Here is a 23,812-nt window from a genome sequence, read left to right on the forward strand (position 1 = left end):
CGAGTGAAAGCTCGTCCTTAAACAGCATGACTGTTTATGGGCGAGCTTTTTGTATTCTCATAAAGGCGGCGAACAACATGATGTTCAAACGATGGCAAGGCCAACTTGGCAGACTGACACTTCAGGATTCCAACGAGGAGAAAAATCATGACATTACACGAAGCAATCAACAAATTAGTGAAGCACGAAGACCTGACCTTTGACGAAACCAAGGCCGCGCACGACGAGCTGACCTCTGGCATCGCGGACGCAACAATGATTGCCAGCTACCTGACCGCGATGGCGGCCAAAGGCGTGAAACCGCAGGAAATCGCCGGCGCGGCGGACTCGCTGCGCCGCAAGGCCTTGCCGTTTGACCCGCAGGCTAAGGTGCTGGAGGTCGTCGGCACTGGCGGCGATCACAGTGACTCCTTCAACATTTCCACCACCTCGATGTTCGTCATCGCAGCGGCCGGGGTGAAAATCGCCAAGCACGGCAACCGGGCGGCCTCGTCCAAGAGCGGGGCAGCCGATGTGCTCGAGGCGCTGGGCTTTGACATCAACGCGACACCGGAAAAGTCGGCGCAGCTGCTGAAGGCCTACAACTTCTGCTTCCTGTTCGCGCAAAAGTATCATCCGTCCATGCGCTTCGTTGGTCCGGCGCGCAAGGAACTCGGTTTCCCGACCATCTTTAACCTGATCGGGCCGCTGGCCAATCCTGCCCGGCCGACCTACGAACTGCTGGGGGTTTACAGCGAGGACTTGATGCAGCCAATGGCCGAGGCCATCAGCCAGCTCGGCGTCACTTCCGGCATGGTGATCCACGGCGAGGACGGGCTGGACGAGGTCACAGTGACCGGCCCAACCGATGCGATTCGCATTCGGGATGGTCAGTTTGAAAAGCTGACGTTGAACCTGCGGATTACGGCATCAAGATCGCGAATAAACAGGAACTGGTGGGCGGCACGCCGGCACAAAACGCGCAGATCACGCGGGATGTGCTGGCCGGCCGCGATACGGGCGCCAAGCGCGACGCCGTGATCTTTAACGCCGGCGTGGCGCTGAGTCTGACGGGCGCGGCCCCAACGATTCAGGCCGGCATCGATCTGGCGCGCAAGACCATTGAGTCAGGCGCCGCCATCAAGCGGCTGGATGATGCGTTGGCAGTTGATCACGTTGAGGTGAGTGCATGATTTTGGACGACTTGGTGGCCGCGACCCAAAAGCGGCTGATTCGCGAAAAAGCTGACATCAGTCCGGCGGCCATGCATGACCAGGCGCTGGCAACTCCGGCACCACAGGCGGCCGCGCTTTTGCCGGCGCGCCTGCACCAGCATTTTGGCATTATTGCCGAGTGCAAGCAGGCCTCGCCGAGCAAGGGGCAGATTGCCACCAGCTTCCCGGTGACACAGATCGCAAGCGAGTACGAGGCAGCAGGGGTCGACGCCATTTCGGTGCTGACCGAGCCGGATTATTTTCACGGCCAGCTGGCAGATCTCAAGGCCGTCACGCAAACCGTGAAGACGCCGGTGCTGCGCAAGGACTTCACCATCGACCGTTACATGATCGACCAGGCGCGGGCCAGCGGCGCGACCATGGTGCTGCTGATTGCGGCGATTTTGCCGGGGCAGCAGCTGACCGACTTGTACGACTACACCCTGAAAATGGGGCTGCTGCCGCTGGTCGAGTGCCACTCGGAGGATGAAATCAGCCGCGCGCTGCCGCTTCACCCGCAGCTGATGGGCGTCAACAATCGCGACCTGCGCGACTTCAGCGTTGATTTTCAAAACAGCATTCGCCGGCGCAAGCTGATCCCGCAGGACATTGCGGTGATTGCCGAAAGCGGCGTGACCAAGCCCAGCCAGCTGCAGGAGCTGCAGGCCGGCGGGCTCAATGGCACGCTGATCGGCGAAACATTCATGAAGGCGCAGGACCGCGTCGCGACCATTCGCGAGTACCGCCGCGCCGTCGAGAAGGTCCAAGCATGACCGCGGTGAAGGTGTGCGGCCTGATGACCGAAGCCGATGTGGACCTGGTCAATCGGGTCCGCCGGATTACGCGGGGTTTGTCCTGGCGGCAGGGCGCCATCAGGTCAGCCCGCAGCGGGCAATGGCGCTGGCGGCGGGTTTGACCGCCGGAATCACGCCGGTGGCGGTGGTCGTTGAACCGGACACCGCGGCGCTGGCTACGCTTTTTCCCATCATCACCACGGTGCAGCTGCACCGGCCGGCTGATTCCGGGCTGGTCGCCACGCTTCACGCGCTGGGGTTTGACGTGTTCGCACGGGTGAATGCCGCGCAGCCGACCACGACCGCCGATTATGCCTGATGGATGCCGGCGACGGCTCCGGCCAGACGCTGGACTGGCATCACCTGCCGAGTGCAAATCAGCCGCTGATGCTGGCGGGAGGCCTGGATGCCGACAACGTCCAGGACGCCATTACCTGCGCGCATCCGGCCATTGTCGATGCGTCAAGCCGTCTAGAAACTAACGGCCGCAAGGATGCGGCGAAGGTGCAAGCCTTCGTTGCCGCGGTCCGCGAGACAGAAAGGAACTTTTCAGATGTTAAAAGATAAGGATACTGATAAAAAAAGACAACCGCTTCGGAGAATTCGGCGGCCAGTACGTGCCGGAGACCTTGATGTCCGAGCTGGAAAAACTGACCAAGGCCTTCGAGGACTGCAAGACGGACCCCGCCTTTCAAAAGGAGTTCCACGACCTGCTGAATAATTACGCCAACCGGCCATCGCTGCTGTACTACGCGAAGAACATGACCGAGGACCTCGGCGGCGCGAAGATCTACCTCAAGCGCGAGGATTTGAATCACACCGGCGCCCACAAGATCAACAACGTGCTCGGCCAGGTCCTGCTGGCTAAGAAGCTGGGCAAGACCCGGCTGATCGCCGAAACCGGCGCCGGCCAGCACGGCGTGGCCACCGCCACGGCGGCTGCGTTGTTCGGCATGGACTGCGAGATTTTCATGGGCAAGGAAGACACCGAGCGCCAGCGCCTGAATGTTTACCGGATGGAGCTGCTGGGCGCGAAGGTGCGGCCAATCACGTCGGGTCAGGGGCTGCTCAAGGACGCCGTTAACGCGGCGCTGCAGGACTGGGCGGCACATCCCGATGACACTTACTATCTGATCGGTTCCGCTATGGGCCCGGCGCCGTATCCGGCAATGGTCAAGGAGTTCCAAAGCGTCATTTCCAAAGAGTCCAAGCAGCAGATCATGGACGTGGAAGGTAAACTGCCTGATGCCATCGTCGCCTGTGTCGGCGGCGGCTCCAACGCGATCGGCTCGTTTGCCGAGTACATCGATGATCCATCGGTCAAGCTGTACGGCGTTGAGGCGGCCGGCAAGGGGATTCACTCCGGCAAGACCGCCGCGACCATGGAGCTTGGCACCCCAGGCATTTTTCACGGCATGAAGTCGGTCTTCCTGCAGAACGATGAAGGCCAGATCGACAAGGTGTACACGATTTCTGCCGGCCTGGATTACCCAGGCATCGGGCCTGAGCACGCGGCGCTGGCTGCCAGCGGCCGCGCCAAGTATGTCGGTATCACCGACGACGAGGCGGTGGCGGCCTTTGAGTACATCGCCAAGGAGGAAGGCATCATCGCCGCGATCGAAAGCTGCCATGCGGTGGCTTACGTCCAAAAGCTCGCGCCGACCATGCCGAAGGATTCAACCATTATTTGCACGTTGTCCGGGCGCGGCGATAAAGACGTGGCCAGCATCGCGAAGTACCGGGGGGTAAAGGGCATTGAGTAAATTACGAGACGTTTTTAAAAATGGTCACAAGGCATTCATTCCGTTCGTGACGGCAGGCGACCCGTCGGCTGACAGTACCGTCAGCCAGGTCCTGGCACTCGCCGCCGCCGGTGCGGACATCGTCGAACTCGGCGTGCCGTTTTCCGATCCCATTGCCGACGGGCCGGTGATCCAGGCGGCCGGGCTGCGCGCCTTTGCCGGTGGCATCACGGTCAACGGCGTGTTCGACATCGTTGCGAAAATCCGCGAAACCTCGCAGGTGCCGCTGGTGTTTCTGACCTATGCGAACATCCCGTTCAAGTACGGCTACGAAAAGTTCACCGCACGCTGCGAGGAGCTCGGCGTCTACGGCTTAGTCATTCCCGACCTGCCTGCCGAGGAGGCCGGCGAGATCCTGCCATACACGGAAAAGCACCACGTCGACCTGATCCCGCTGATCAGCCCGGCCTCGGGCAGCCGGCTGGAGAAGCTGGTTCAGCACGCAACGGGCTTCATTTACATCGTGTCCGCGCTTGGCGTCACCGGTCAGCGCAACGATTTTGCGCTGAACCTGCCTGACCTGATTGCCAGCCTGCGCAAGGTGACCGACGCGCCGCTGTGCATCGGCTTTGGGGTCCACACCCCAGAGCAGGCCAAGACCCTGGCCAAGGAAGCGGACGGCGTCATCGTCGGTTCCGCCATCGTCCAAATGGTCGCCGACAACGCCGACCCGGCGCCGGTCATTGGCAAGTACACCAAGGAAATGGTCGCTGCAGTCGAATCCGCCGAATAACTGGCGTAAGACTGAGCAATTTGAACTGACCTCGCGATATTTTGAACCGGCCTGAAGCAGGTGCGCAAACACCCGCTTCAGGCTTTTTGAGTGCGCACAAAAAATCCTCGGTTGCCCGAGGATTTTGATCACTGATTGTGATTCGCCAGTTACGCCTTACAAAGTGGCCGCTTGACGGACCGTTTCCGGGACGTCAGGCGAGGTGGCAAAGCCGTTCAGCCAGTTGCGGTTGATGTTGCTGGCGCGCTTTTGGTACCAGGTCTTGGCAGGTTGTGCCTCTGCCTTGGCAGCGCGTGCGAGTTTTTGAATCACGATCGCATCCAGCTGGGCGACCTGCGCTGAAGAGCTATTTCTCCGCGCCAGCAGGTACGTGTTCAGGCCAATGCAGTTAAGTTCCGTGCGTCCCGGCAGCGAGTCGATCAGTGCCTGAACGGCCTCGGCCCCGGTTGCAACTTCCATCAAGTTTCCATCATTAAAAACTAACATAGTTCATTCCTCCACTCTTGAATTAAAAGAAGGCCGTACACAAATGCACGACCTCCCGAGTGAGTTGATCTGCATCCGTCTATGGTGGGGCACGTTGCCTTGCGGTACGTTGCCGGTTGGTCACAGTGCATAGCCACTACCAACACTCTTGATACATACGTTCTTCTTTGTTTCTATTATACGAGATTTGATCTGAAAAAGGAATACCGGATGGCCCGGAGGAACTAGTAAGGCGCCAACTCGGTGGCCCTTTTGCACTGACTCATCCTGGCGGTGCCGATGCATACTCAGCACTAGGACTCTGGACGTGAGAAGGGGGATCGTGTCTTGCTTCAAAAAAACTTATAAACTAGATAAACTATTTTTCTATGCAGGAAGCAAAACATTTGCTAAACTAGGATTAATGACAGCGCAATCACTCACCGCAAAGGAGTCTGACAATGATCAAACGCGTCCTTATTACCGTAGTTGCTCTCACGACCCTAGGGCTGGCCGCTTGCGGCCACGATGATGACGATCACGAAGCCAAAGACAAAAGCAGCCAGACAACGAAATCAAGCCAGTCGACCAAGTCCAGCCGGTCTTCCAGCAGCAAGGTTGCCCAAACGCTGCCTAAACAGACGCTGGATCAGGCCTGGGACGTTTTCGTGAAGGCTCATCCGGATGCCCAGGTGACGGCGGTGAAGCTCGATCGCGAAACCGGGACCTACCGATATGAAATCACCGGCAACGTCGGGACGACCGAGCACGAAATGACGATCAATGGCGACACCGGCGAAACGATTCAGGACGAGGAGGACTCGACCGACGACAACGACCCGGTCATCAAGCGCGCCGGGCTGAAACCGCTGAAGGACATCACGCGGCCGCCACCAAGAAGCTCGCTGGCAGCACCGCCACCGAGTGGGATCTGGACACCGATAACGGCCAGGTACAGTGGGAGGTTTCGCTGCAGCACGACAGCGGCGAACACGTGGTTCACGTTGACGCGTACAGCGGAGTTGCGTCAGCCGCGGTGGCCGACGATTAGGCGCCCGTAAAGTTTTTTTCTTGGCAGGCCCGCCGAACGTTTACAAAGGCGGGCTTTTCGCGTATCATAACTAAAGTATGCAATACGAATAACAGAAAATAGTCGGAGGGATATCATGGCTGCAAACTGGGAAAAGAAAGGCGACACGGAAGGTGTTTTGACCTTCGAAATCGCGCAAGATAAAATCAAAAAGGGGTTGGACCAAGCGTTCAACCGCGTTAAGAAGAACCTGAACGTGCCAGGCTTCCGTAAGGGCCACGTTTCACGTACCGTGTTCGATCACATGTACGGCGAGTCCGCACTGTACGAGGACGCACTGAACATCGTGATGCCTAGCGAGTACGACGCCGCGGTTAAGGAAGCCGGTATCGACCCGGTCGACCAGCCAAAAGTCGACATCGATTCAATGGACGAAGGCAAGCCTTGGGTCCTCAAGGCCACCGTTACCGTTGCCCCAGAAGTTAAACTGGGCGACTACAAGGGTCTTGAAGTTGACAAGCAGGACACTACCGTCACTGACGAAGATGTTCAAAAGGAGCTTGAAGACAAGCAGAAGAGCCAGGCTGAACTCGTACTCAAGGAAGACGGCAAGGCTGAAAAGGGCGACACGGTCACAATCGACTATGTCGGCACCGTTGACGGCAAGGAATTCGATGGCGGCTCTGCCAAGAACTACTCGCTCGAACTGGGCTCTAACTCCTTCATTCCTGGCTTTGAAGATCAGCTGATCGGCCACAAAGCCGGCGATGAAGTCACCGTCAAGGTCACCTTCCCGGATGACTACCAAGCTAAGGAACTTCAGGCAAGGACGCCGAATTCAAGACGACCCTCCACGAAGTTAAGAGCAAGGAACTGCCTAAGCTGGATGACGACTTTGCCAAGGACTTGGACGACGAAGACGTTGACACGCTTGAAGAACTGAAGCTGAAGATCAAGTCTGACCTGCAGGAAAAGAAGGACGACGCCGCTAAGGACGCCATCCAGGAGCAGGCCATTGCTGAGGCTGTTGCGAACGCCACGATCCCGGCGATTCCACAGGCCATGATCGACACCGAAGTCGACAACCAAATGAACCAGTACATGAGCTCCATGCAGCAACAGGGCATCTCCCCGCAGATGTACTACCAGCTGACTGGCACCTCCGAAGACGACCTGAAGAAGCAGTTTGCGGCCAACGCCGAGAGCCGCGTCAAGACGAACTTGGTCCTTGAAGCGGTCGTCAAGGCTGAAAAGATCGAGCCGACTGACGACCAGGTCAAGGCTGAAATTAAGCGCCTGGCTGGCGAATACAACATGGAAGAGAAGGCCGTTCGCAAGGCCCTCACCGATGACATGCTGAAGCACGACATTGGCGTTCAGGACGCGATCACCCTGATCACGGACAACGTCAAGGAAGTGGCCCCGAAGGCCGAAAAGAAGTCGACCAAGAAAGCTGCTAAGAAGGACGATGCCAAGGCAGACAAAAAGGCTGACGCAAAGGATGCCAAAGACGCCAAGTAATGAGATTGTTGGCGGTGCACCTCTCGCATAGCGGGGGGTGCTTTTTCTATCTGAGGAGGCTAGCCCATGATTCGAATCGCGCGTTTAATTGTACGCTTGGCCGGCGGGCCAGGCAGACGGCCCTTGCTGATCATGCTGAGTGGTTTGGCGCTGGTGTTGTTGTCGCGTCGGCGCAGGATGAATGAAAAAGCTCGCGGTCTGGTCTTCACCATCGGCCTGGCCGCCATTGTGGCTGGTCTGCTGTTCTTGGTGTTGGGTGTCAGCTGAAGCGTCACGGGCAGTTGGCTGAGCGCTTTTTTTTCCGGGGAATATATCGACAATGGCGAATTAATGACAGCGCTTGTCAAGGCGCGTATGCTGGAGTCAAGAAAACGGGAGGTGACGTCATGGCTAAACCAGTCAGTGCCGAGGTGCAGCGTCAAGCTGACAACAAGTACTACCGTGCGGGCTTTTTGCGCTCGGGGATCGGGTTCTTCGCAAACTACGTCAATTTCACCGGCCGTTCCAGTCGCAGTGAGTACTGGTGGGTCGCGCTGTGGCGGCTGCTCATTGCCGGGCTCGTGATTGCATTGGGGTGGCTGATCCTCGGCGTTGATCACGGGATCACCAAGTTATTTAGCGGGGATATGTTGCGACTCAGCAGTTTGATCGCGTTGATCGCGGTGTTCATGATTTACGGGGTGGCCATCATCGTGCCGGGACTGTCAATGGAAGTGCGTCGGTTTCGCGACGCCGGGTGGTCCTGGTGGTGGCTGGTTGGCTTTTACGCGGCGGGGTCGCTGGGTGGCATTTTGCTGCCAAACGGTGAGTTGAACGATCAGCCATGGGCCACGGCAATCGGCATCGCGCTGATCGTGGTGGCGGCGCTTTTCGAGTTGGTGATCGATTTGCTGCCAAGCAAAAACCCGCCTGTGGCCATAGATTCGACCGTGACCAATTAAATGAAGCGCGGCGCTTGCAGGGGGGCTTGCGCTTATGCTATGCTTGCGCGAGTGCAACTAGGCATGATGCCTGAGTTTGGTATCATGGAGTTATTAAGAAGGGGTTGAAAGTTAATGTTTGACAACGTTGAAACCACCGGGCCTGTGACCTGCTCGTTCTGCGGCAAGTCGCAGGATCAGGTGAAAAAGATCGTTGCTGGCCCTGGCGTTTACATCTGCAATGAATGTATCGACCTGTGCAAGGAGATTATCGACGAGGAGTTCAAGCAGGATGCCGCTGACAACATGCTTGAAGTACCGAAGCCGGTCGAGATCCTCAAGGTCTTAAACGACTATGTGATCGGCCAAGACGCTGCGAAAAAAGCACTGGCGGTCGCAGTTTACAACCACTACAAGCGCGTGAACCAGATGAATGTGGCCGAAAAAGGCGACACGGAGTTGCAAAAGTCCAACATCGCGCTGATCGGGCCGACTGGGTCAGGGAAAACGTTCCTGGCTCAGACCTTGGCGCGCATTTTGAACGTGCCGTTTGCCATCGCGGACGCCACGACCTTGACCGAAGCGGGCTACGTGGGTGAAGACGTTGAAAACATCTTGCTCAAGCTCCTGCAAAACGCCGACTACGATGTCGAGCGTGCGGAAAAAGGCATTGTTTACATCGATGAAATCGACAAGATCGCCAAGAAGGCTGAAAATGTTTCCATCACTCGTGATGTTTCCGGCGAAGGCGTCAGCAGGCCCTGCTGAAGATCTTGGAAGGCACGATCGCCAACGTGCCGCCGCAGGGTGGCCGCAAGCACCCGCAGCAGGAGTTCATCCAGATCGACACAACGAACATCCTGTTCATCGTCGGTGGGGCCTTCGATGGCATCGAGACCATCGTCAAGAACCGCCTCGGTGAAAAGACCATCGGCTTCGGCAAGAATTCTGATGAGTCCAAGGCGGTCGAAGGCAAGTCGCTGATGCAGCAGGTCGTGCCAGAAGACCTGATGAAGTTCGGGATCATTCCTGAATTCATCGGCCGGATCCCAATCATCGCCTCGCTGGAGAAGCTGACCGAAGACGACTTGGTCCGCATCCTGACCGAGCCAAAGAATGCGTTGGTCAAGCAGTACCAGAAGCTGCTGTCCCTGGACAACACCGAGCTCGAGTTCACAACTGGTGCGTTGCACGCGATTGCCCACAAGGCGATCGAGCGCGACACCGGGGCCCGTGGCTTGCGGTCCATCATTGAAGCTGTCATGCAGGACATGATGTTCACCTTGCCATCCGAGCCAGATGTGACCAAGGCCGTTGTGACTAAGGCCGCTGTCGAAGGCACCGGCAAGCCGGAACTGATTAAAGAAAAAGACCAAAAGGCGTCCTAAGCAGGCGCGTGCCCGCAGCGAGTCTCTCGTTGCGGGCATTTTTTTTATGAGGAGTGAGCGGAAATGATGACTTGGTGGTTGAAAGCTTTACTGGTGCTGATTGGGGTCGAGCACCTTGGAATCGCGGGGCTTGAAATGCGTGGCGCCCCTGCCAAGCAAGCCAGTGTCTTCGGGCTGCCACTTGATTTCGTGAAACAGTCCCATGCGCAAATTGCGCTGGCCAACCAAGGCGTCTACAACCTGATGCTGGGGGCGGCGATGCTGGCGAGTGCCTTCACGATAACAGGGCCGTCGTTTTTGACCGTTGCCTTGATTCTCCTGGTCTTCCTGCTGGTAGTCGGTGTGTACGGTGGGCTTACCGTCACGCGGAAGATTTTCCTGGTGCAGGTGCTGCCGGCCGTGATTGGGTTGGCGCTGATTCTGGCTTCCTTGATGGGCTAAATTCGTTTCAACTTCAAAATTCGGCGCACGAAAAAGGCTCCAAACTGATCTGGCGAAATTTAAACCAGACGAGTTTGGGGCCATTTTTGGGTCAGGCCATCATTTTCCGGGCCTTGGCGCGGCCAACGATGCCGTCAATGATCTGCTGCAGGCTGACTTTGGCCATTTCGGCTTCGGCCGCCTGCTGGACCTGGTCGTAAACCTCATTCAAGGTCTCTTGAATGTTGCCGCCGATTGGGCACTGCGGGTTGGTCTTCTCATCGACGTGCAACAGCGCCGTGGGGTCCACTGCGCGGTAAACGTCCAGCAGGCTGATCTCAGCGGCCGGCCGGGCGAGGGCGGGCTGCACCATGCCCGGATGGCTGGTGAGCAGGCCGCCCTTGACCAGCATGGCCATCAGGCGCCGCACCACACTGGGGTTGGCCTCAATGCTGGCAGCAATTTTCTTACTCGACAGGTCCCAGCCGGCGCCAATCTGGACATAGGCCAGCACGTGGACGGCGTCACTTAGCTTGTGGGAGTATTGCATTGCTTGTCACCTCGCTCGTTCAAAATAACAGCTAGGCCTTATTTTAGCACTTCTTTGACGGCGTCAGACAGTGGGGTCAGCGCGTGGCCAAGTACGTCCGGCAGATCAGTCGAGTTTTCATCCAGCACGCCTGCCTTGATCATTGCCATACCGCCGGCGAAAATGCCGGTCAGTTTTGCGGGGACCCCGGTTGCCGCGAGTGCCGCCTGGTAGTCGGCATCGTTCAGGCTCTTGATTTCAAACTGGCCGCTGATGGCCTCGGCCAATTCCCGGTAGGTGCGGGCCGGACCGGCAAATTCATAGACCGACTTGGTGTCAGTCGCCGCCAGCACATCGGCTGCGGCTTCGGCGTACTCGCGCTCAAGGGCCAGCCGACCTTGCCCTCACCGGCGGCATAGAGAAAGTCCTGACCGGCCGCGGCGGCCTTCAACCGGGGCATTTCATTTTCCAGGTACCAGTTGTTCCGCAAGAAGCTGTGCTTGATGCCGGCATCCAAGATGGCTTGCTCGGTCGCGTGATGGTCGGCAGCCAGGGCCGCGGTGGATACGTCTGCGTGAGGAAAGCTGGTGTAGGCGATGTAGTTCACGCCGGCGCGCTTGGCGGCCGTCACCACATTCTGGTGCTGCTGGCTTCGGGACACCGCGCCGCCTGGGACGGAGGAAATAAAGAGCAGGCGGTCAACGTTCTTCAGGGCCTGGGTCATTTGGTCGACGTCCGTGTAGTCGGCTTGGCGGATCGTGATGCCGGCGGGGTCGAGCGTTTTCGCCTTTTCGGTGTTGCGCGCCAACGCCACAATGTCGCTGGTAGAAATTTTGGCTGCGAGATACTGTAATGCCCGCTGACCGAAGCGGCCAGTGGCGCCTGTTACTGCATATGTTGTCATCAATGAAGAGCTCCTTAGTTGAATATTCTTTCCTGTGCAGATTAACGTAACATGTTGTCTTAAAAAACACAAGGAACAATTCGCTGGTTGCGATGATTTGGTTCGCCTTTTCAAACGTCACCAAACCGTAACCGGACCGATGAGCCCAATTGTTCTGCTGGTATGCTAAACTGAATGGCAGAGTGTTACAGGAGGTAGTTTATGAAAGTCAACAATGTCAGCCTGACCATTAGCGCGGTCAGCGCGGCGCAGTACCCGGACACCGGGTACCCGGAGATCGTGTTTGTCGGCCGCAGCAACGTCGGCAAGTCCAGTCTGATCAACAAGCTGATCGACCGCAAAAGCATGGCGCGCACCAGCGCGGTGCCAGGCAAGACCCAGACGCTGAATTTTTACAACATCGAGGACCTGCTGTACTTCGTCGACGTGCCAGGCTACGGCTACGCGAAGGTCTCCAAAAAAGACCGCGAGCGCTTCGCCGGCATGATCGAGGAGTACCTGAGCACGCGCAAGCCGTTCCGCGGGGCGGTGCAGCTGGTGGACGCGCGGCACACGCCCAGTGAGGACGACGTGTCCATGTACCAGTACCTGAAGTACTTCAACGTGGATGTGCTGGTGGTCGGCACCAAGGTCGATAAAACCAGCAAGGCCAAGCGGCAAACCATCATGCGGGACATTAAGCAGACGCTGGATCTGAACCAGACGGACCAGCTCGTGATGTTCTCCGCGACGACGGGCGAGGGCAAGGACGCCGTGTGGGACTGGCTGACGAAGCAAACGGGAATCGGAGGCAGTGAACAATGAACTTGAATGAGTATCAGCAAAAGGCCAACAAAACGCTGGCCGGCAACGAGCACGTGTTGACGAACCTGACGTTGGGGCTCGCCTCGGATTCCGGTCTGGTGGTCGACCGCATCAAGCGGTACGCCTTTCAGGGCCAGGACCTCGAGCCGGACAAGCTGAAAGATGAGCTTGGCGACGTGCTGTGGTACCTGTCTCAAATCGCGCTCTGGGCGGACATTCCGCTGGACGATGTGGCCAAGGCCAACCTGGCGACGTTGGCTAAAAAGTACCCAGAAGCCAAGCTTTAACCAAATTGCGGCCGCGGTGTTTGCCCTGGTCGCTTTTTAATGTTGATGGTGAGGCATCCTGGGAGCGCGAGCAATGAATATTTACTTAATTACAATGATCCTATTGGTCACCGGGTTTGCCGGGGGCCTGCTGTCGTCCATCGCGGGGATGGCGTCGTTGGTGATGTACCCGGTGTTGATCGCGCTGGGCGTGCCGCCGGTGTCCGCCGACGTTACGAACACGGCCGCGATGATTTTTACCGGGGTTGGGGCCGGTATTTCATCGGCGCGGGAGTTAAAGGCCAATCGCAATTTGATGTTTGCAGTCACCGGCTATGCGCTGATTGGCGGCATCTTGGGCACCGTGATTTTGGCAATCGCGCCGGGGCGCCACCTTTGAAAAAGTGGTGCCGTTTCTGATTGCCAGCGCTGGGGTCATGATGCTTTGGTCGGCGCGGGCCAAGACCAATGCGCACACGAAGGGCCACACTGTCACTGGCTGGAAGCTCGTCGAGCGCAATTTTCTGGTCTTTCTGGTCGGCATCTACATCGGTTACTTTGGCGCGGCGGCCGGCGTGATCATGCTGGCGATCCTATCGCTGACCTTGCCGGTATCCTTCGCCGAGGCCAATGCGCTGAAAAACTTCGCCACGCTGTTGACCAATATCGTGTCTCTGGTGATTTACGCCTTTACCACCAAGGTATACTGGCTCATGGTGATCCCGCTGGGCATTGGCATGTTTGGCGGAGGCTACATCGGGCCGATGGTCGTGCGGCACATTCCGCAGCGGGCCATTCGCATCACGATCGGCATTGCGGCCTTTGGGCTGGCGGCGTACTTCTTCTACACCGCATACATGGTATAAAAAAACGGCGCCGGGCTTCTTGCCCAGCGCCGTTTGCGGCTGCTTTGGTTAATTGACCGGCGTGATGGGTTCGCCGCGGCTGGACCGGATCACGTTATTGGCGCAGATCATGGCCATGGCGTCGCGCGCCTCGACCGTCGCGTTGCCGATGTGCGGCGTCAGAATCACGTTCTTCATCGTCTTCAGGCGCGGCTCGACTTGCGGCTCGTGCTCGTAGACGTCTAGCGCGGCACCGGCGATTTCGCCGGCGGCCAGCGCATCGGCCAGGGTGGCCTCATCGATGATCGGGCCGCGCGCCGCGTTGATCAGCAGCGCGGTGTTTTTCATGGCCTTAAACGTCTCAGCGTTGAACTGGTGAAAATTCTCGGCGGTCTGAGGCGCGTGCAGCGTGATGATGTCGGACTGGGAGACCAGCTCATCAAAGGGGACAAAAGGTCGCGCCCAGCGCCTGCTCACGGGCTGCCGGTAGCTGATGCCGCTGGGTGTACAGGATGTTCATGCCGAACGTAGCGGCGCGTTTGGCCACGGCCTGGCCGATGTGGCCGGCGCCGACAATGCCCAGCGTTTTGCCCGCCAGCTCGTGGCCGAGGAAAAACAGGGGCTGCCAGCCGTCAAAACCGGCCCCGCGCATCAGCTGGTCGCCTTCGACGATGCGGTGGGAGAGCGCCAGCATTAACCCCAGCGTGACCTCGGCGACCGCGGTGGTCGACACCGCCGGGGTGTTGGTGACGGGGGATGTGGCGCGCGCTGGCGGCGGCCACGTCGATGTTGTTGAAGCCGGCGCCGTAGTTGGCAATCAGCTTCAAGCGTTGCGCCTGGTCGATCACGGCTTTGGTGACCTGAGTCGACAGGGTCGCGATCAGAAAATCGGCATCGTGGGTGCCAGCGGCGAGGGCCTGCTCGCTGATCAACCCGGTACCCAGATATTGATCCACGGTGAAACCAGCCTGGGTCAGCGTGTCAGCCGCGGCCTTGGGGATGCGGTCGGAGATAAATACTTTTGGCATGTTACTCCCTCCATTCGCTTCGATTTTACCACGTCTTGGATTTGGCCCAACCCATTTGCCTTTGCGCGAGGGTAAAAAATAGACCGCGCGCGGCGGTCTGAGCGTTACTTCTTCGTTTTATCCTTGGCTGCCTTGGCCTTCTCGGCTTTTTCCTTGGCCTTGGGATCCGGGCCAGCCGCTTTGGCTGCTTCGGGAATGGTGGCGAACTTGTCGAACATTTCGCCCCAGTCGTTTTTGGTGTTTACTTTCAAGCCCATGCGCAGACACTCCCTTCGTTGCTGCTAGTATAGCATGTTTTATTTACCCGCGAAAAAATGAATTTATGCGTATATATATTGCATAAAAACTAATTAGCGTGTATAGTTAGTCTCAAGATATGAGTTCGGCGTCTTGCCGGCGAAGGGAAGTAGTCAATATGAGCGATTCACAGCCATTGATTCAAATCGATCATCTGGTGAAGAAGTTTGGGGACCAGGTCGTCCTGAATGATATTTCGGAAACCATCAACCAGGGCGATGTCATTGTCATCATCGGCGCGTCAGGCGGCGGCAAGTCGACGTTCCTGCGCAGCTTGAACCTGTTGAATAAGCCGACCAGCGGCTCGGTCAAGTTTGAGGGCACCGACCTCACGACCCTGAGCGAAAAAGATCTCGACAAGGTCCGCGAAAAAATGGGCATGGTGTTCCAGCAGTTCAACCTGTTCCCGAACATGACCGTGCTCGACAACATCAAGCTGGCGCCGATGAAGGTCAAGGCCGCCAATGACGAAGAGGCCACCAAGAAGGCCAAGGCGCTGCTTGATCAGGTCGGCCTGGACGACAAGGCGAATGAGTTCCAAGCAGCCTGTCTGGTGGGCAGATGCAGCGTGTCGCCATTGCGCGGGCGCTGGCCATGGAGCCGGACGTCATGCTGTTTGACGAACCGACCTCAGCACTTGATCCGGAAATGGTCGGCGAAGTCCTGAAAGTTATGGAGGACTTGGCCAAGTCCGGCATGACCATGGTCATTGTCACGCACGAAATGGGCTTTGCCCGTCAGGTGGCCAACGAGGTCTGGTTCATGGACCAAGCGTGATCGCCGAAAAGGGCAAGCCGGAAGACATTTTCAGTCACCCACAGGAAGACCGGACCAAGGAATTCCTGAGCAAGGTGCTCGCCCAGTAATTTTTGGCTATAGTATCGCCGCCCATCGGAGAGGTTTCCCAACCGGTGCGGCGGCTTTTTTTTGTACGACGAAAAAAACTCGCAATTACCAGTGCGTAATTGCGAGTTAGTGGGTTATTGTTGCTGACGGCCTAATTGATCTAAGGTGTCAAAGTCTGCTTGGCTTAATTCGATGTCTTGCGCGGCAATGTTGTCAACGACATGCTTGGTTGAGCTGGTGCCAGGAATCGGTAAGATCACATCAGAGCGCTTGAGCAGCCAAGCCAACGCGATTTGAGCTGGGCTGGCATTGTAGCGCTTGGCGATGGCTTGTAATTGCTCGCCTTGGGCCAGTTTACCGGTGGCCAACGGGAACCAGGGAATAAAAGCCAAGTGGTTGGCTTCGGCGTAGTTTAAGACGGCTTCGTCTTTGCGGTCGATCAGGTTATAACGATTCTGAACCGAAACAATTGGGACAATCTTCTGGGCCGCTTGAATTTGGGCAACCGATACTTGGCTCAGCCCAATGTGGCGGATTTTGCCTTCTTCTTGCATTTTAGCCAGTTCGCCGATTTGATCTGCCAGCGGGTAGTTGGGGTCGATGCGGTGCAGCTGCAGCAAGTCAATGTGATCCAAGCCTAAAGTCATCAAGTTTAATTCAACCTGTTGGCGCAAGTAGGCTGGCGCACCAAGCGGGATCCATTGGTTAGGGCCTTGGCGGGTGAAGCCGACTTTGGTGGCGACCATCACTTGGCTGTTGGGGCGCTGCTTGAGCGCTTCACGCAGATAAAGGTTGGCATACAGCGCCCATAAGCATCGGCGGTGTCGATGAAATTCACACCGTGGTCAATGGCGGTTTCAATCACGGCAACGGCGTTGTCAGGGTCAACAGAAGGCCCCCAGACGCCTTTGCCTGGCAATTGCATTGTGCCATAGCCAAGCCGGTTGACAGTTAATGTTTGATCGAAACTGAATGTTTTTTTGCATGTGCAGATTCCTTTCTTTGGTGAAGATTGAATGAGTTTAGTATGCGCGTTCACAAACAAAGATACAAACGAATAGTAAGTGTATTGTGCCTTGCGCGACGCGGGTGAGCCAGTGATTTTGCGTAAAAAAAATACGGCCCTAACCGGGGAGATTTCCCAACCGGTCAGGGCAGCTTTCCTTTTCTATTCGGCTTGTTCAGGCGCATGTGTCGGCTTCATGCCAATGACGTGCACGACGACCAGAATGGACAGGCCGCCCAACAGCCCGAACAGGATCGCCATGCCGATGCCCCCGAGCCACGCGGACAGGGTGACCGTGGCGCCGCACAGGATGTTGGCCATGGGATTGACGGCCGAAAAGGCGCCGGAGTATGTGCCAATTTTTTCCGGATCCATGAGGTCCGCCCGCAGCGTCTGGCTCGGCGGGACGACGATCATTTCCCCAATGGTCAGGATCACCGCGCAGGCCACCATCGGCCACAGCGTGTTGAACAGGCACGCCAGCGCAAAGCCGAGGGTTTGCAGCGCCATGCCGATGGTGTAGGCGCGGCGCAGTGACCAGGCTTGGGTGAGCCGCGTGAACAGCGACATGAAGGGGATGATGATGGCGGTGTTGATTAGGGTGATGCCGGAAAGCATGCGCTGGCCGTAGATCTCAAGCCCAAACAGCCGCACCGTGTGAAAATCCGCGCCGAGGTGCACGGCCAGGTAATAGCCAAGCTGGCCGGTGACGATGCCTGATAACACCATGCCGACGAGGTACCAGTCGTAGCGGTGGTCGGAAAGCACCCCGAGGTAGCCGCGCACGGCCTGCCACACCGAGCCGGAAAGGCTGTGGTCGGGGGTGAAGCTTTCGGTCATGAAGAACTGGATGATGATCAGGTTAATGATGGTGACGGCGATCATCCCCACCAGCAGCTCAAACAGGTAATCGCGGAAGAACCAGCCGCCCAGCGCGGCCCCAATCATGACGGAGATGTTGATGATCCAGTAAATCAGCGCGTACACATAGCGCCGGTTCTTCGGGGTCGACACGTCGATTACCATCGCCTCCTCAGCCGGGCTGGTGATGGCCCCGCCGACCTGGGCGATCAGAAACCCGAAGAAGGTCGGCACCGGGTAGCGGCCCAGCGGTGAGTTCATGGCAGCGGCGATGGCAAAGCCGAGCAGCGTCAGCAGGGATCCGGCGACCATGATCGGTTTGCGGCCGTGTACGTCGGCGAGGTGGCCGCCGTACAGCCCGGCGACAAAGCCAGGGCCGAGACGATGATGAGCAGGACCCCGGTGATGCTGGCACCGAAGTACTTGGCGTAGTAAATCGTCATGTTCGGCCCGACCGAGCTGGACAGCATGACTGCCAAAAACACCGTCAGCATGCGCAGTTTTAAGTTGTTGTTCAGTGCCATAAATTCTTTCATTTTTACCTCCGCCCAAACCTTACCAGTATACAAACCGCCGCGGCAAAAGAAAAGACCGCTGTGGGCGGTCTGGTTAATGCTTGCTAGTGATTTTGACGCCGGGGTGGTCGTGGGCTAGGCTTTGGCGCAGTGCGCCTTGCAGCTGGCTGCGCGACTCCCGGGCCAGCTTTTCGGCTGCGTCTTTACGCGACCGCTTCTTGTTGTGCTTGGGCATGTGTCTCATTCCTTGCTAAAAGTTAGTAGGACCAGTATAGCACGGCCGGCGGTAGGACGCCAGCCAGGCGGCAGCAGTGGCAGGCCACTTAGGACGAAAAGGCAGTGAGTTGTCAAAATTCAGTGGCGCATGATATAATCACGTTATTCGAAGATTTCTCACTCATGTGGGACACGAATGCCGCCTCCTTATGCGCAAGGAAGCGGTATTTTTTTCGAGGGCTTGGATGCAAACCGACGCGTGGGTTAGATGGCAGCTAGCTCATGCTCATTTGTCATCATCCAGCCAATGATCGACAAGCGAAGTCGCGACACCGACGAGGATCGGTGCAATGAGCACAACGAAGATTTCATGCATGTGGGACACCCCCTCTCGGAGCTAGTTGCCAATTTCTAATTACGCTGGTGCCAAGCTTTTCCCTCAATCGATTGTGCCCGGCTGACTTGTATTCTGTCAGTGACAAATTTACAATAGAACGGCAAAGATAAGAAGGGAGGCGAGTGCATGGCATCCGCTCACATTGAACACAAGCTGGCGCTGCTGCCGGATCTGCCCGGCAGTTACCAGATGAAGGACATCAACGGCAAGATCATTTACGTCGGCAAGGCCAAGAACCTGAAGAACCGCGTGCGCTCGTACTTCAAGAGCAGCCACGAAGGCAAGGTCGCCAAGATGGTCTCCGAAGTCGCGGACTTTGACTACATCGTCACGTCCAGCGACAAGGAAGCCTTCCTGCTTGAGATCACGCTGATCCAGAAGTGGCAGCCGTTTTACAACATCAAGCTGAAAAAAGGGACCGGTTACCCGTACATCAAGATCACCAACGAGCGCGACCCGAAAATCGAGCTGACCGGCGACGTCAAAAAGGACGGGGCCTACTACTTTGGGCCGTACCCGAACGTGTACGCCGCGCAGGAGACCATTCATTTTCTGGAAAAAGTCTACCCGCTGCGCCGCTGCAACGGCTTCCAGGGCCGGCCGTGCCTGTACTACCACATGGGGCAATGCCTCGGGGCATGCTGGCGGACGGTGCCCAAGGAAGAGTACGACAAGCAGATCACCAAGATCCGCAGCTTCCTGGATGGCAACACCGGCCGGGTCAAGCAGGAACTGACCAAGAAAATGGAAGACGCGGCCAAGAAGCTCGAGTTCGAGCGTGCCGCCGAGCTGCGCGACCAGCTGCACTACATCGAGGCCACGGTCGAAAAACAGAAGATCATTTCCAACGACAAGACCCAGCGCGACGTGTTCAACTTTTACATGGACAAGGGCTGGATGTCGGTCCAGATCTTCTTCATTCGCCAGGCGCGCCTGATGAAGCGCGAGTCGCGGCTGTTTGCCATCACCACGACGGCCAACGAGGAATTTGAAACCTTCATCATGCAGTTCTACAACCGCAAGAATAACGTGCTGCCCAAGGAGATCCTGGTGCCGGCGGGGCTCGACAATGATGTCCTGGCTCAGGTGCTGGGTGTGCCGGTGCGCACCCCACAGCGCGGCGAAAAGCGCTCGCTGATGGACCTGGCCAAGAAGAACGCGAAGATCAAGTTGGACGAAAAGTTCCGGCTGCTTGAGCTCGATAACCGCACGACCGTTGGGGCCCAGGAAGAGATTTTCAAGGCGTTGGGCCTGCCGTACGGGCACGTCATCGAGCGTTTGACCACAGCCACATTCAGGGGACCAACCCGGTGTCGGCCATGGTGCAGTTCGTCGACGGCCGCGCCGAGAAGAGCAACTACCGCAAGTACAAACTCGCTGAGGCGGAAGGCAACCACAGTGCTGACGAAGAGGCGAACACTCGCGAGGTCATTCGGCGCCGGTTCACGCGCCTGCTCAAGGAGCACAAGTCAATGCCGGACCTGATTCTGATGGATGGCGGGGAGCTCGAAATGAACGCCGTCAAGGACGTGCTGGAAAACGAGCTGAACCTGCACATTCCTGTTGCCGGCATGGTCAAAAACGACAAGCACCGCACGGCCCGCCTGCTTTACGGCGACTTGGACCAACCCATTGATCTCGATCCGCACTCGCAGGGCTTCTACCTGCTGACGCGGATCCAAGATGAGGTCCACCGCTTCGCCATCACGTTCCACCGCCAGCTGCGCAACAAGAACTCGCTGGCGTCCAAGCTGGAAATGATCCAAGGCGTTGGGCCCAAGACGCGCACGAAACTGCTGCGCCAGTTCAAGACCATTAATCACATCAAAGAAGCCAGTGTCGAGGACATTGAAAAGCTCGGCATCAGCAAGAAAGTGGCCCAGGCGATCAAGGTATCGCTGCAGGCCCAGTAAGTCGACCAGCAGTGGTCGGCTTTTTTCGTGGGTTTGGCGCAACAAAAGCGGCGCACGCGTCAGTTAACCGTATAATGAACATGGCTGTGGACACGTTAATCGTTAACGGGAATCAGGAGGTTGAGCAAATGAAATGGGGAATCATGGGCTTAGGCAAAATTGCGCGGGATTTTGCGGCGCAGATAAATGAGACGCGGCCGGTTTACGGCGTGGCGAGTCGGGACCCGGCGCGGACTGCGCAGTTTGCGGCCGCTTTTCAGGTTGAGCACCAGTACGCGTCTTACCAGGAGATGGCGGCAGACCCGCACATCGACTGCATTTACATTGCGACGGTGAATTCTCAGCACCTCAAGGACATTCGGTTGTGTCTGGAAGCCGGGAAGAACGTTTTGTGTGAAAAGGCGATTTGGCGCAACTACGCAGAGACCAAGGCGATGTACGACCTTGCCCGCCAGAAACACCTGATCCTCGCCGAGGCGATGACGATTTATCACATGCCGCTTTATCGTCAGCTGCGGCAGCTCATCGAGGCTGGGCAGATCGGTCAGCTCAAGATGATCCAAGCGAATATTGGCAGCGTGATGGCCGCGGACCCGAAGAATCGCTTTTTTGATCCAGCGCTTGGCGGCGGCGCCATGCAGGATATCGGGACGTACGCCCTGTCGTTCATTCGCTTTTTCAGCGGTGACACGCTGGGTCAGCCTCAGTACACGATGAAAAAGGCCCCGACCGGCGTCGACGAAATGTGGTCGATCGCGTTGGCGACGGATAAGGGGGTCCTTGCCAATGCCAACATGGCGTTTCGGGCCAACTTACCGCAGCGCGCACTGATCACTGGTGATGGTGGTTATATCGAGGTGCCCAACTTCTTGCGTGCCGATTCCGCGACGCTGGTGGGGGCGGATGGCACGCCTCGGGTCATTCAAGTGGGCCAAACCGCCCAGGCCATGGCCTATGAAGTTGCGGACTTTGAGCAAGCGGTGCAAACGCCGGCGACTGGGCTAGCCTTCAGCCAGGAAACGCTGGATGTGATCAAATTGATCGATCAGTTAATGACCGCCGCTCAGGTTTAATCCAGGACCGGCAAGACCTGTAAATTTAATGTGAGTTGCATCTGCGCGAGGATCCTTGGTGATTCCAGCTGCGATGCAGTCTCGAGGAATTGAAACGCTCGGCATTGGCAAAAAAGTGGGCCAGACGGTCTAGGTATCGCTGCAGACCCAGCAAGCCGGCCCATGACGGCCGGCTTTTTTTAGTCTGGCCGGTCACGCCGCCGCGGGAGAGTGAAGCCCCACCGGTAGAAGGGCCAGTCTCAGGCAAAAAAACAAGCCCACGCCGAAGAACTTTCCAGCGAGGACTTGTGGTGTGGCTTGATTTTTCGTGGACTGGCGGTGGTAACGGCTAGTCGGGATCGATGACCTGACCACGATTTTGGAACGCGCTTAAAGCGGTCCGGGCGATTGGGCCGACAATCAGCAGCTGCAGTGGCAGCGCCATGAACAGGTTAAATATCCAGGTGTGCAGATAGGTGAGGCCAATGTTGCCGCCAAAGTTGGCGGTGACGATCATGCCAAATGCGGACATCAGGCTGACCATCCCAGCAACCATCAGGACGGAAATCCAGACGCCGATGATTGCGGGCTTTTCTTCCATTTCGGGCTTGAAGATGCGATTGAAGAAAATCTTCTTCGCAATTGGGCCAACTAGACCTAGGTCAAGGACTAACGCCACGCCAAGCGCGACTGGGTAACCTTTGAGCACCTCGAGGACGTAACCGGCACTGAAACCATCGCTCATGGCGACGTTATAACCCGCCATGACGAAAACCATTAAACCGGCCATGATGAGACTGAAAAATACTTCTTCTTTAAAATTCTTAGGCACAGATAAAACTCCTTGGCTGTCAGCATAAAATTTTTGGTGGTAGAGTCAGCGCCAAACGCCTATACGGAACCAATTGACATAGTTGTCGCTTGCAGCAGAGTTTAACCATACCAGAATTTTTCAGCGGGTGTAAGAACTATTTTCAGAAAATACTCTCTGGTTATTGCCGCTGGTCGGATTACTTCTTCCTTATGTGCGGCTGATTTAAGACGCGATTTCTGTTTCTGTGCTTCCCTTTTTGCGTGTAAGCGCGTATCATAATGGCAAGACGGTTAGAAAACGATTAGTCTATAAGGGGAAGATGATATTATGATGAGTGCGGGGCTCGGTCTCAAGGGCCATTATCAGACGCGTCAGGTGGCGCACCCGGCCAGCAGCGAGCAGCGGCGGTTCAATGCGACGTTGCACGCGCGGGCCTTTGACCGCGTGGCCCAATCGGTGGGCGGCGGCAAGGTGGCACTTGGGGCTTTGGCACTTGCCGTGGTGCTCATGGGCGCTCTAAGCGCGACGCTTTAACGTTCGCGGAATGCAGAAACACGAAGACCCACCCAGCTGAAGACAGCCGGATGGGTCATTTTAGCGTGGGCTTAGTCATCCGCGGCGGACACGACGATGCGGCCTTCGTGGGGGCTTGGCAGCAGGTCGTGCGCCGCGGCAAAGCCGGCTGCGGTGAACGGGAAGAGCGTCCCAATCGGCAGTTTAAGCAGGCCGTCTGCAAACAACGGTACCAGTTCAGTGAGGATGGTGTGGTCGTTGGGCACTGCCAGCGGGTGAATGTGCGTGAACTGCACCGGCTTGTCGCTGTATGGCTCGCGGTGAGCAACGCTGATGATTTGGCCGCCGGGCCGGACCATTGCGACATCGTCCTGGCCGTTGATGCCGTTCAAGGCCACGTTGAAGACAATGTCCGCCCGGCCGTCCAGCGCCGCCACGTGGTTTTCCGTGTCGTAGGCAAAAAAATTCATCCGCGCCGGCCGTTAGAACCTGGTTGCGGTGATTGCCCGACGCCACGCCGATGACATGCACGTCTCGCGCTTTGGCGAGCTGCACGACCAGCAGGCCCACGCCACCGCTGGCGCCTTTGATGACCACGGTGTGGCCCGGCTGGAGCCTGGTGAAAACGGCCACGGCGCGGTAAGCAGTGATGCCCGGCGTGATCATCCCGGCGGCCTGCTCGAAGCTCAGCGCCCGAGGGAGCACCACGACGTCTCGGGCCGGGGCCCGCACCTGCGTTG

At 57.4% G+C, this 23,812-nt stretch carries 28 protein-coding genes and 7 pseudogenes; 22 read left to right on the forward strand and 13 right to left on the reverse strand.

Annotation, left to right across the window (positions count from 1 at the left end; genetic code table 11):
- Positions 1–147 precede the first annotated feature (147 nt).
- The 7 genes and pseudogenes from trpD (at position 148) to trpA (ending at position 4,522) form a co-directional block, all read left to right on the forward strand.
- Positions 148–1,172, forward strand: a pseudogene (trpD, locus tag JCM13995_RS04955) (anthranilate phosphoribosyltransferase).
- Complete coding sequence (gene trpC / locus JCM13995_RS04960; protein ID WP_054663117.1) at positions 1,169–1,966, forward strand: indole-3-glycerol phosphate synthase TrpC; 798 nt, start codon at positions 1,169–1,171, stop codon at positions 1,964–1,966. The pseudogene trpD and the gene trpC overlap by 4 nt, the downstream one beginning before the upstream one ends.
- Positions 1,963–2,109, forward strand: a complete 147-nt coding sequence (locus tag JCM13995_RS14330; RefSeq protein ID WP_156314326.1) for a hypothetical protein — start codon at positions 1,963–1,965, stop codon at positions 2,107–2,109. The genes trpC and JCM13995_RS14330 overlap by 4 nt, the downstream gene beginning before the upstream one ends.
- Positions 2,106–2,306 (forward strand): hypothetical protein, encoded by a 201-nt coding sequence (locus tag JCM13995_RS04965; RefSeq protein ID WP_162230910.1) that lies wholly within the window; start codon positions 2,106–2,108, stop codon positions 2,304–2,306. Before JCM13995_RS14330 ends, JCM13995_RS04965 begins: the two co-directional genes overlap by 4 nt.
- Positions 2,306–2,554, forward strand: coding sequence for a phosphoribosylanthranilate isomerase (gene trpF, locus JCM13995_RS04970; RefSeq protein WP_054663123.1), 249 nt, complete (start codon positions 2,306–2,308; stop codon positions 2,552–2,554). The genes JCM13995_RS04965 and trpF overlap by 1 nt, the downstream gene beginning before the upstream one ends.
- On the forward strand, positions 2,551–3,750 hold the full coding sequence (trpB, locus tag JCM13995_RS04975) for a tryptophan synthase subunit beta (RefSeq protein ID WP_054663126.1): 1,200 nt from the start codon (positions 2,551–2,553) through the stop codon (positions 3,748–3,750). The genes trpF and trpB overlap by 4 nt, the downstream gene beginning before the upstream one ends.
- Positions 3,743–4,522: a tryptophan synthase subunit alpha gene (gene trpA, locus JCM13995_RS04980; protein ID WP_054663129.1), complete on the forward strand. Its 780-nt coding sequence runs from the start codon at positions 3,743–3,745 to the stop codon at positions 4,520–4,522. Before trpB ends, trpA begins: the two co-directional genes overlap by 8 nt.
- Before the next feature lie 156 nt (positions 4,523–4,678).
- Here trpA and JCM13995_RS04985 read toward each other — a convergent pair whose 3' ends face one another.
- Positions 4,679–5,008 carry a hypothetical protein gene (locus JCM13995_RS04985; RefSeq protein ID WP_054663132.1) on the reverse strand — a complete coding sequence of 110 codons (330 nt, stop codon included), beginning with the start codon at positions 5,006–5,008 and terminating at the stop codon, positions 4,679–4,681.
- A 440-nt stretch (positions 5,009–5,448) separates the two neighbouring features.
- Here JCM13995_RS04985 and JCM13995_RS18015 point away from each other — a divergent pair, with 440 nt between their 5' ends.
- The 6 genes and pseudogenes from JCM13995_RS18015 to JCM13995_RS05015 all read left to right on the forward strand — a co-directional run bounded on the left by JCM13995_RS18015 (position 5,449) and on the right by JCM13995_RS05015 (position 10,287).
- Complete coding sequence (locus JCM13995_RS18015; RefSeq protein WP_054663134.1) at positions 5,449–6,048, forward strand: PepSY domain-containing protein; 600 nt, start codon at positions 5,449–5,451, stop codon at positions 6,046–6,048.
- 105 nt (positions 6,049–6,153) lie between these two features.
- Positions 6,154–7,538: pseudogene (gene tig, locus JCM13995_RS04995) on the forward strand (trigger factor).
- A gap of 123 nt (positions 7,539–7,661) precedes the next feature.
- Positions 7,662–7,805 (forward strand): hypothetical protein, encoded by a 144-nt coding sequence (locus JCM13995_RS05000; RefSeq protein WP_156314327.1) that lies wholly within the window; start codon positions 7,662–7,664, stop codon positions 7,803–7,805.
- Between the two features lie 119 nt (positions 7,806–7,924).
- Positions 7,925–8,479 carry a DUF805 domain-containing protein gene (locus JCM13995_RS05005; protein ID WP_054663140.1) on the forward strand — a complete coding sequence of 185 codons (555 nt, stop codon included), beginning with the start codon at positions 7,925–7,927 and terminating at the stop codon, positions 8,477–8,479.
- A gap of 114 nt (positions 8,480–8,593) precedes the next feature.
- A pseudogene (gene clpX / locus JCM13995_RS05010) lies at positions 8,594–9,846 on the forward strand (ATP-dependent Clp protease ATP-binding subunit ClpX).
- A gap of 63 nt (positions 9,847–9,909) precedes the next feature.
- The gene (locus JCM13995_RS05015) at positions 9,910–10,287 is read left to right on the forward strand and encodes a DUF1304 domain-containing protein (protein WP_225350722.1); all 378 of its coding nucleotides are present in this window, start codon (positions 9,910–9,912) and stop codon (positions 10,285–10,287) included.
- A 91-nt stretch (positions 10,288–10,378) separates the two neighbouring features.
- Here JCM13995_RS05015 and JCM13995_RS05020 read toward each other — a convergent pair whose 3' ends face one another.
- Genes JCM13995_RS05020 through JCM13995_RS05025 form a run of 3 tightly spaced genes read right to left on the reverse strand, consistent with a single transcriptional unit; the run spans position 10,379 to position 11,699 of the window.
- A complete protein-coding gene (locus JCM13995_RS05020) occupies positions 10,379–10,816 on the reverse strand; it encodes an Rrf2 family transcriptional regulator (protein ID WP_054663143.1) in 438 nt (145 codons plus the stop codon).
- A 38-nt stretch (positions 10,817–10,854) separates the two neighbouring features.
- Positions 10,855–11,082, reverse strand: coding sequence for a Rossmann-fold NAD(P)-binding domain-containing protein (locus JCM13995_RS17565; protein WP_369385611.1), 228 nt, complete (start codon positions 11,080–11,082; stop codon positions 10,855–10,857).
- Positions 11,040–11,699, reverse strand: coding sequence for an NAD(P)H-binding protein (locus tag JCM13995_RS05025; RefSeq protein WP_369385612.1), 660 nt, complete (start codon positions 11,697–11,699; stop codon positions 11,040–11,042). Before JCM13995_RS05025 ends, JCM13995_RS17565 begins: the two co-directional genes overlap by 43 nt.
- A gap of 201 nt (positions 11,700–11,900) precedes the next feature.
- On the opposite strand from JCM13995_RS05025, the gene yihA reads away from it, so the two are divergent.
- The 4 genes from yihA to JCM13995_RS16765 all read left to right on the forward strand — a co-directional run bounded on the left by yihA (position 11,901) and on the right by JCM13995_RS16765 (position 13,635).
- Positions 11,901–12,503 (forward strand): ribosome biogenesis GTP-binding protein YihA/YsxC, encoded by a 603-nt coding sequence (yihA, locus tag JCM13995_RS05030; protein ID WP_054663146.1) that lies wholly within the window; start codon positions 11,901–11,903, stop codon positions 12,501–12,503.
- A complete protein-coding gene (locus JCM13995_RS05035) occupies positions 12,500–12,790 on the forward strand; it encodes a nucleoside triphosphate pyrophosphohydrolase family protein (RefSeq protein WP_054663149.1) in 291 nt (96 codons plus the stop codon). Before yihA ends, JCM13995_RS05035 begins: the two co-directional genes overlap by 4 nt.
- Positions 12,791–12,863: 73 nt before the next feature.
- Positions 12,864–13,169 (forward strand): TSUP family transporter, encoded by a 306-nt coding sequence (locus JCM13995_RS16760; RefSeq protein ID WP_263849569.1) that lies wholly within the window; start codon positions 12,864–12,866, stop codon positions 13,167–13,169.
- 7 nt (positions 13,170–13,176) lie between these two features.
- Complete coding sequence (locus JCM13995_RS16765) at positions 13,177–13,635, forward strand: sulfite exporter TauE/SafE family protein (RefSeq protein ID WP_263849570.1); 459 nt, start codon at positions 13,177–13,179, stop codon at positions 13,633–13,635.
- A 48-nt stretch (positions 13,636–13,683) separates the two neighbouring features.
- Here JCM13995_RS16765 and JCM13995_RS05045 read toward each other — a convergent pair.
- A pseudogene (locus tag JCM13995_RS05045) lies at positions 13,684–14,642 on the reverse strand (2-hydroxyacid dehydrogenase family protein).
- A gap of 104 nt (positions 14,643–14,746) precedes the next feature.
- The gene (locus JCM13995_RS15165) at positions 14,747–14,899 is read right to left on the reverse strand and encodes an SPJ_0845 family protein (RefSeq protein ID WP_169790468.1); all 153 of its coding nucleotides are present in this window, start codon (positions 14,897–14,899) and stop codon (positions 14,747–14,749) included.
- 158 nt (positions 14,900–15,057) lie between these two features.
- Between JCM13995_RS15165 and JCM13995_RS05055 the strand changes: the two are divergent.
- Positions 15,058–15,805, forward strand: a pseudogene (locus JCM13995_RS05055) (amino acid ABC transporter ATP-binding protein).
- 114 nt (positions 15,806–15,919) lie between these two features.
- Here JCM13995_RS05055 and JCM13995_RS05060 read toward each other — a convergent pair.
- From JCM13995_RS05060 to JCM13995_RS05070, 5 genes and pseudogenes are all read right to left on the reverse strand, one after another.
- Positions 15,920–16,710: pseudogene (locus tag JCM13995_RS05060) on the reverse strand (aldo/keto reductase).
- 243 nt (positions 16,711–16,953) lie between these two features.
- The gene (locus tag JCM13995_RS05065; RefSeq protein ID WP_263849571.1) at positions 16,954–17,964 is read right to left on the reverse strand and encodes an MFS transporter; all 1,011 of its coding nucleotides are present in this window, start codon (positions 17,962–17,964) and stop codon (positions 16,954–16,956) included.
- Positions 17,943–18,188: a hypothetical protein gene (locus JCM13995_RS15730; protein WP_225350727.1), complete on the reverse strand. Its 246-nt coding sequence runs from the start codon at positions 18,186–18,188 to the stop codon at positions 17,943–17,945. Before JCM13995_RS15730 ends, JCM13995_RS05065 begins: the two co-directional genes overlap by 22 nt.
- Before the next feature lie 73 nt (positions 18,189–18,261).
- On the reverse strand, positions 18,262–18,402 hold the full coding sequence (locus JCM13995_RS14335) for a hypothetical protein (RefSeq protein ID WP_156314329.1): 141 nt from the start codon (positions 18,400–18,402) through the stop codon (positions 18,262–18,264).
- 267 nt (positions 18,403–18,669) lie between these two features.
- A complete protein-coding gene (locus tag JCM13995_RS05070) occupies positions 18,670–18,759 on the reverse strand; it encodes a type I toxin-antitoxin system Fst family toxin (RefSeq protein WP_054663152.1) in 90 nt (29 codons plus the stop codon).
- A 147-nt stretch (positions 18,760–18,906) separates the two neighbouring features.
- On the opposite strand from JCM13995_RS05070, the pseudogene uvrC reads away from it, so the two are divergent.
- Positions 18,907–20,693: pseudogene (uvrC, locus tag JCM13995_RS05075) on the forward strand (excinuclease ABC subunit UvrC).
- A gap of 128 nt (positions 20,694–20,821) precedes the next feature.
- A complete protein-coding gene (locus JCM13995_RS05080) occupies positions 20,822–21,766 on the forward strand; it encodes a Gfo/Idh/MocA family protein (RefSeq protein ID WP_054663155.1) in 945 nt (314 codons plus the stop codon).
- 328 nt (positions 21,767–22,094) lie between these two features.
- On the opposite strand, the gene JCM13995_RS05085 is transcribed toward JCM13995_RS05080, so the two are convergent.
- Positions 22,095–22,577, reverse strand: coding sequence for a DUF2798 domain-containing protein (locus JCM13995_RS05085; RefSeq protein WP_054663158.1), 483 nt, complete (start codon positions 22,575–22,577; stop codon positions 22,095–22,097).
- 309 nt (positions 22,578–22,886) lie between these two features.
- Between JCM13995_RS05085 and JCM13995_RS05090 the strand changes: the two genes are divergently transcribed.
- Complete coding sequence (locus JCM13995_RS05090) at positions 22,887–23,093, forward strand: hypothetical protein (RefSeq protein ID WP_054663160.1); 207 nt, start codon at positions 22,887–22,889, stop codon at positions 23,091–23,093.
- Between the two features lie 71 nt (positions 23,094–23,164).
- On the opposite strand, the gene JCM13995_RS05095 is transcribed toward JCM13995_RS05090, so the two are convergent.
- The gene (locus tag JCM13995_RS05095; protein ID WP_054663162.1) at positions 23,165–23,542 is read right to left on the reverse strand and encodes a zinc-binding dehydrogenase; all 378 of its coding nucleotides are present in this window, start codon (positions 23,540–23,542) and stop codon (positions 23,165–23,167) included.
- Between the two features lie 28 nt (positions 23,543–23,570).
- Here JCM13995_RS05095 and JCM13995_RS05100 point away from each other — a divergent pair.
- A partial coding sequence (locus JCM13995_RS05100) for a hypothetical protein (RefSeq protein WP_156314330.1) occupies positions 23,571–23,812 on the forward strand: 242 nt, incomplete at its 3' end.

The sequence above is a fragment of the Lacticaseibacillus camelliae DSM 22697 = JCM 13995 genome (assembly GCF_001311195.1).
Classification (GTDB): Bacteria; Bacillota; Bacilli; order Lactobacillales; family Lactobacillaceae; genus Lacticaseibacillus; species Lacticaseibacillus camelliae.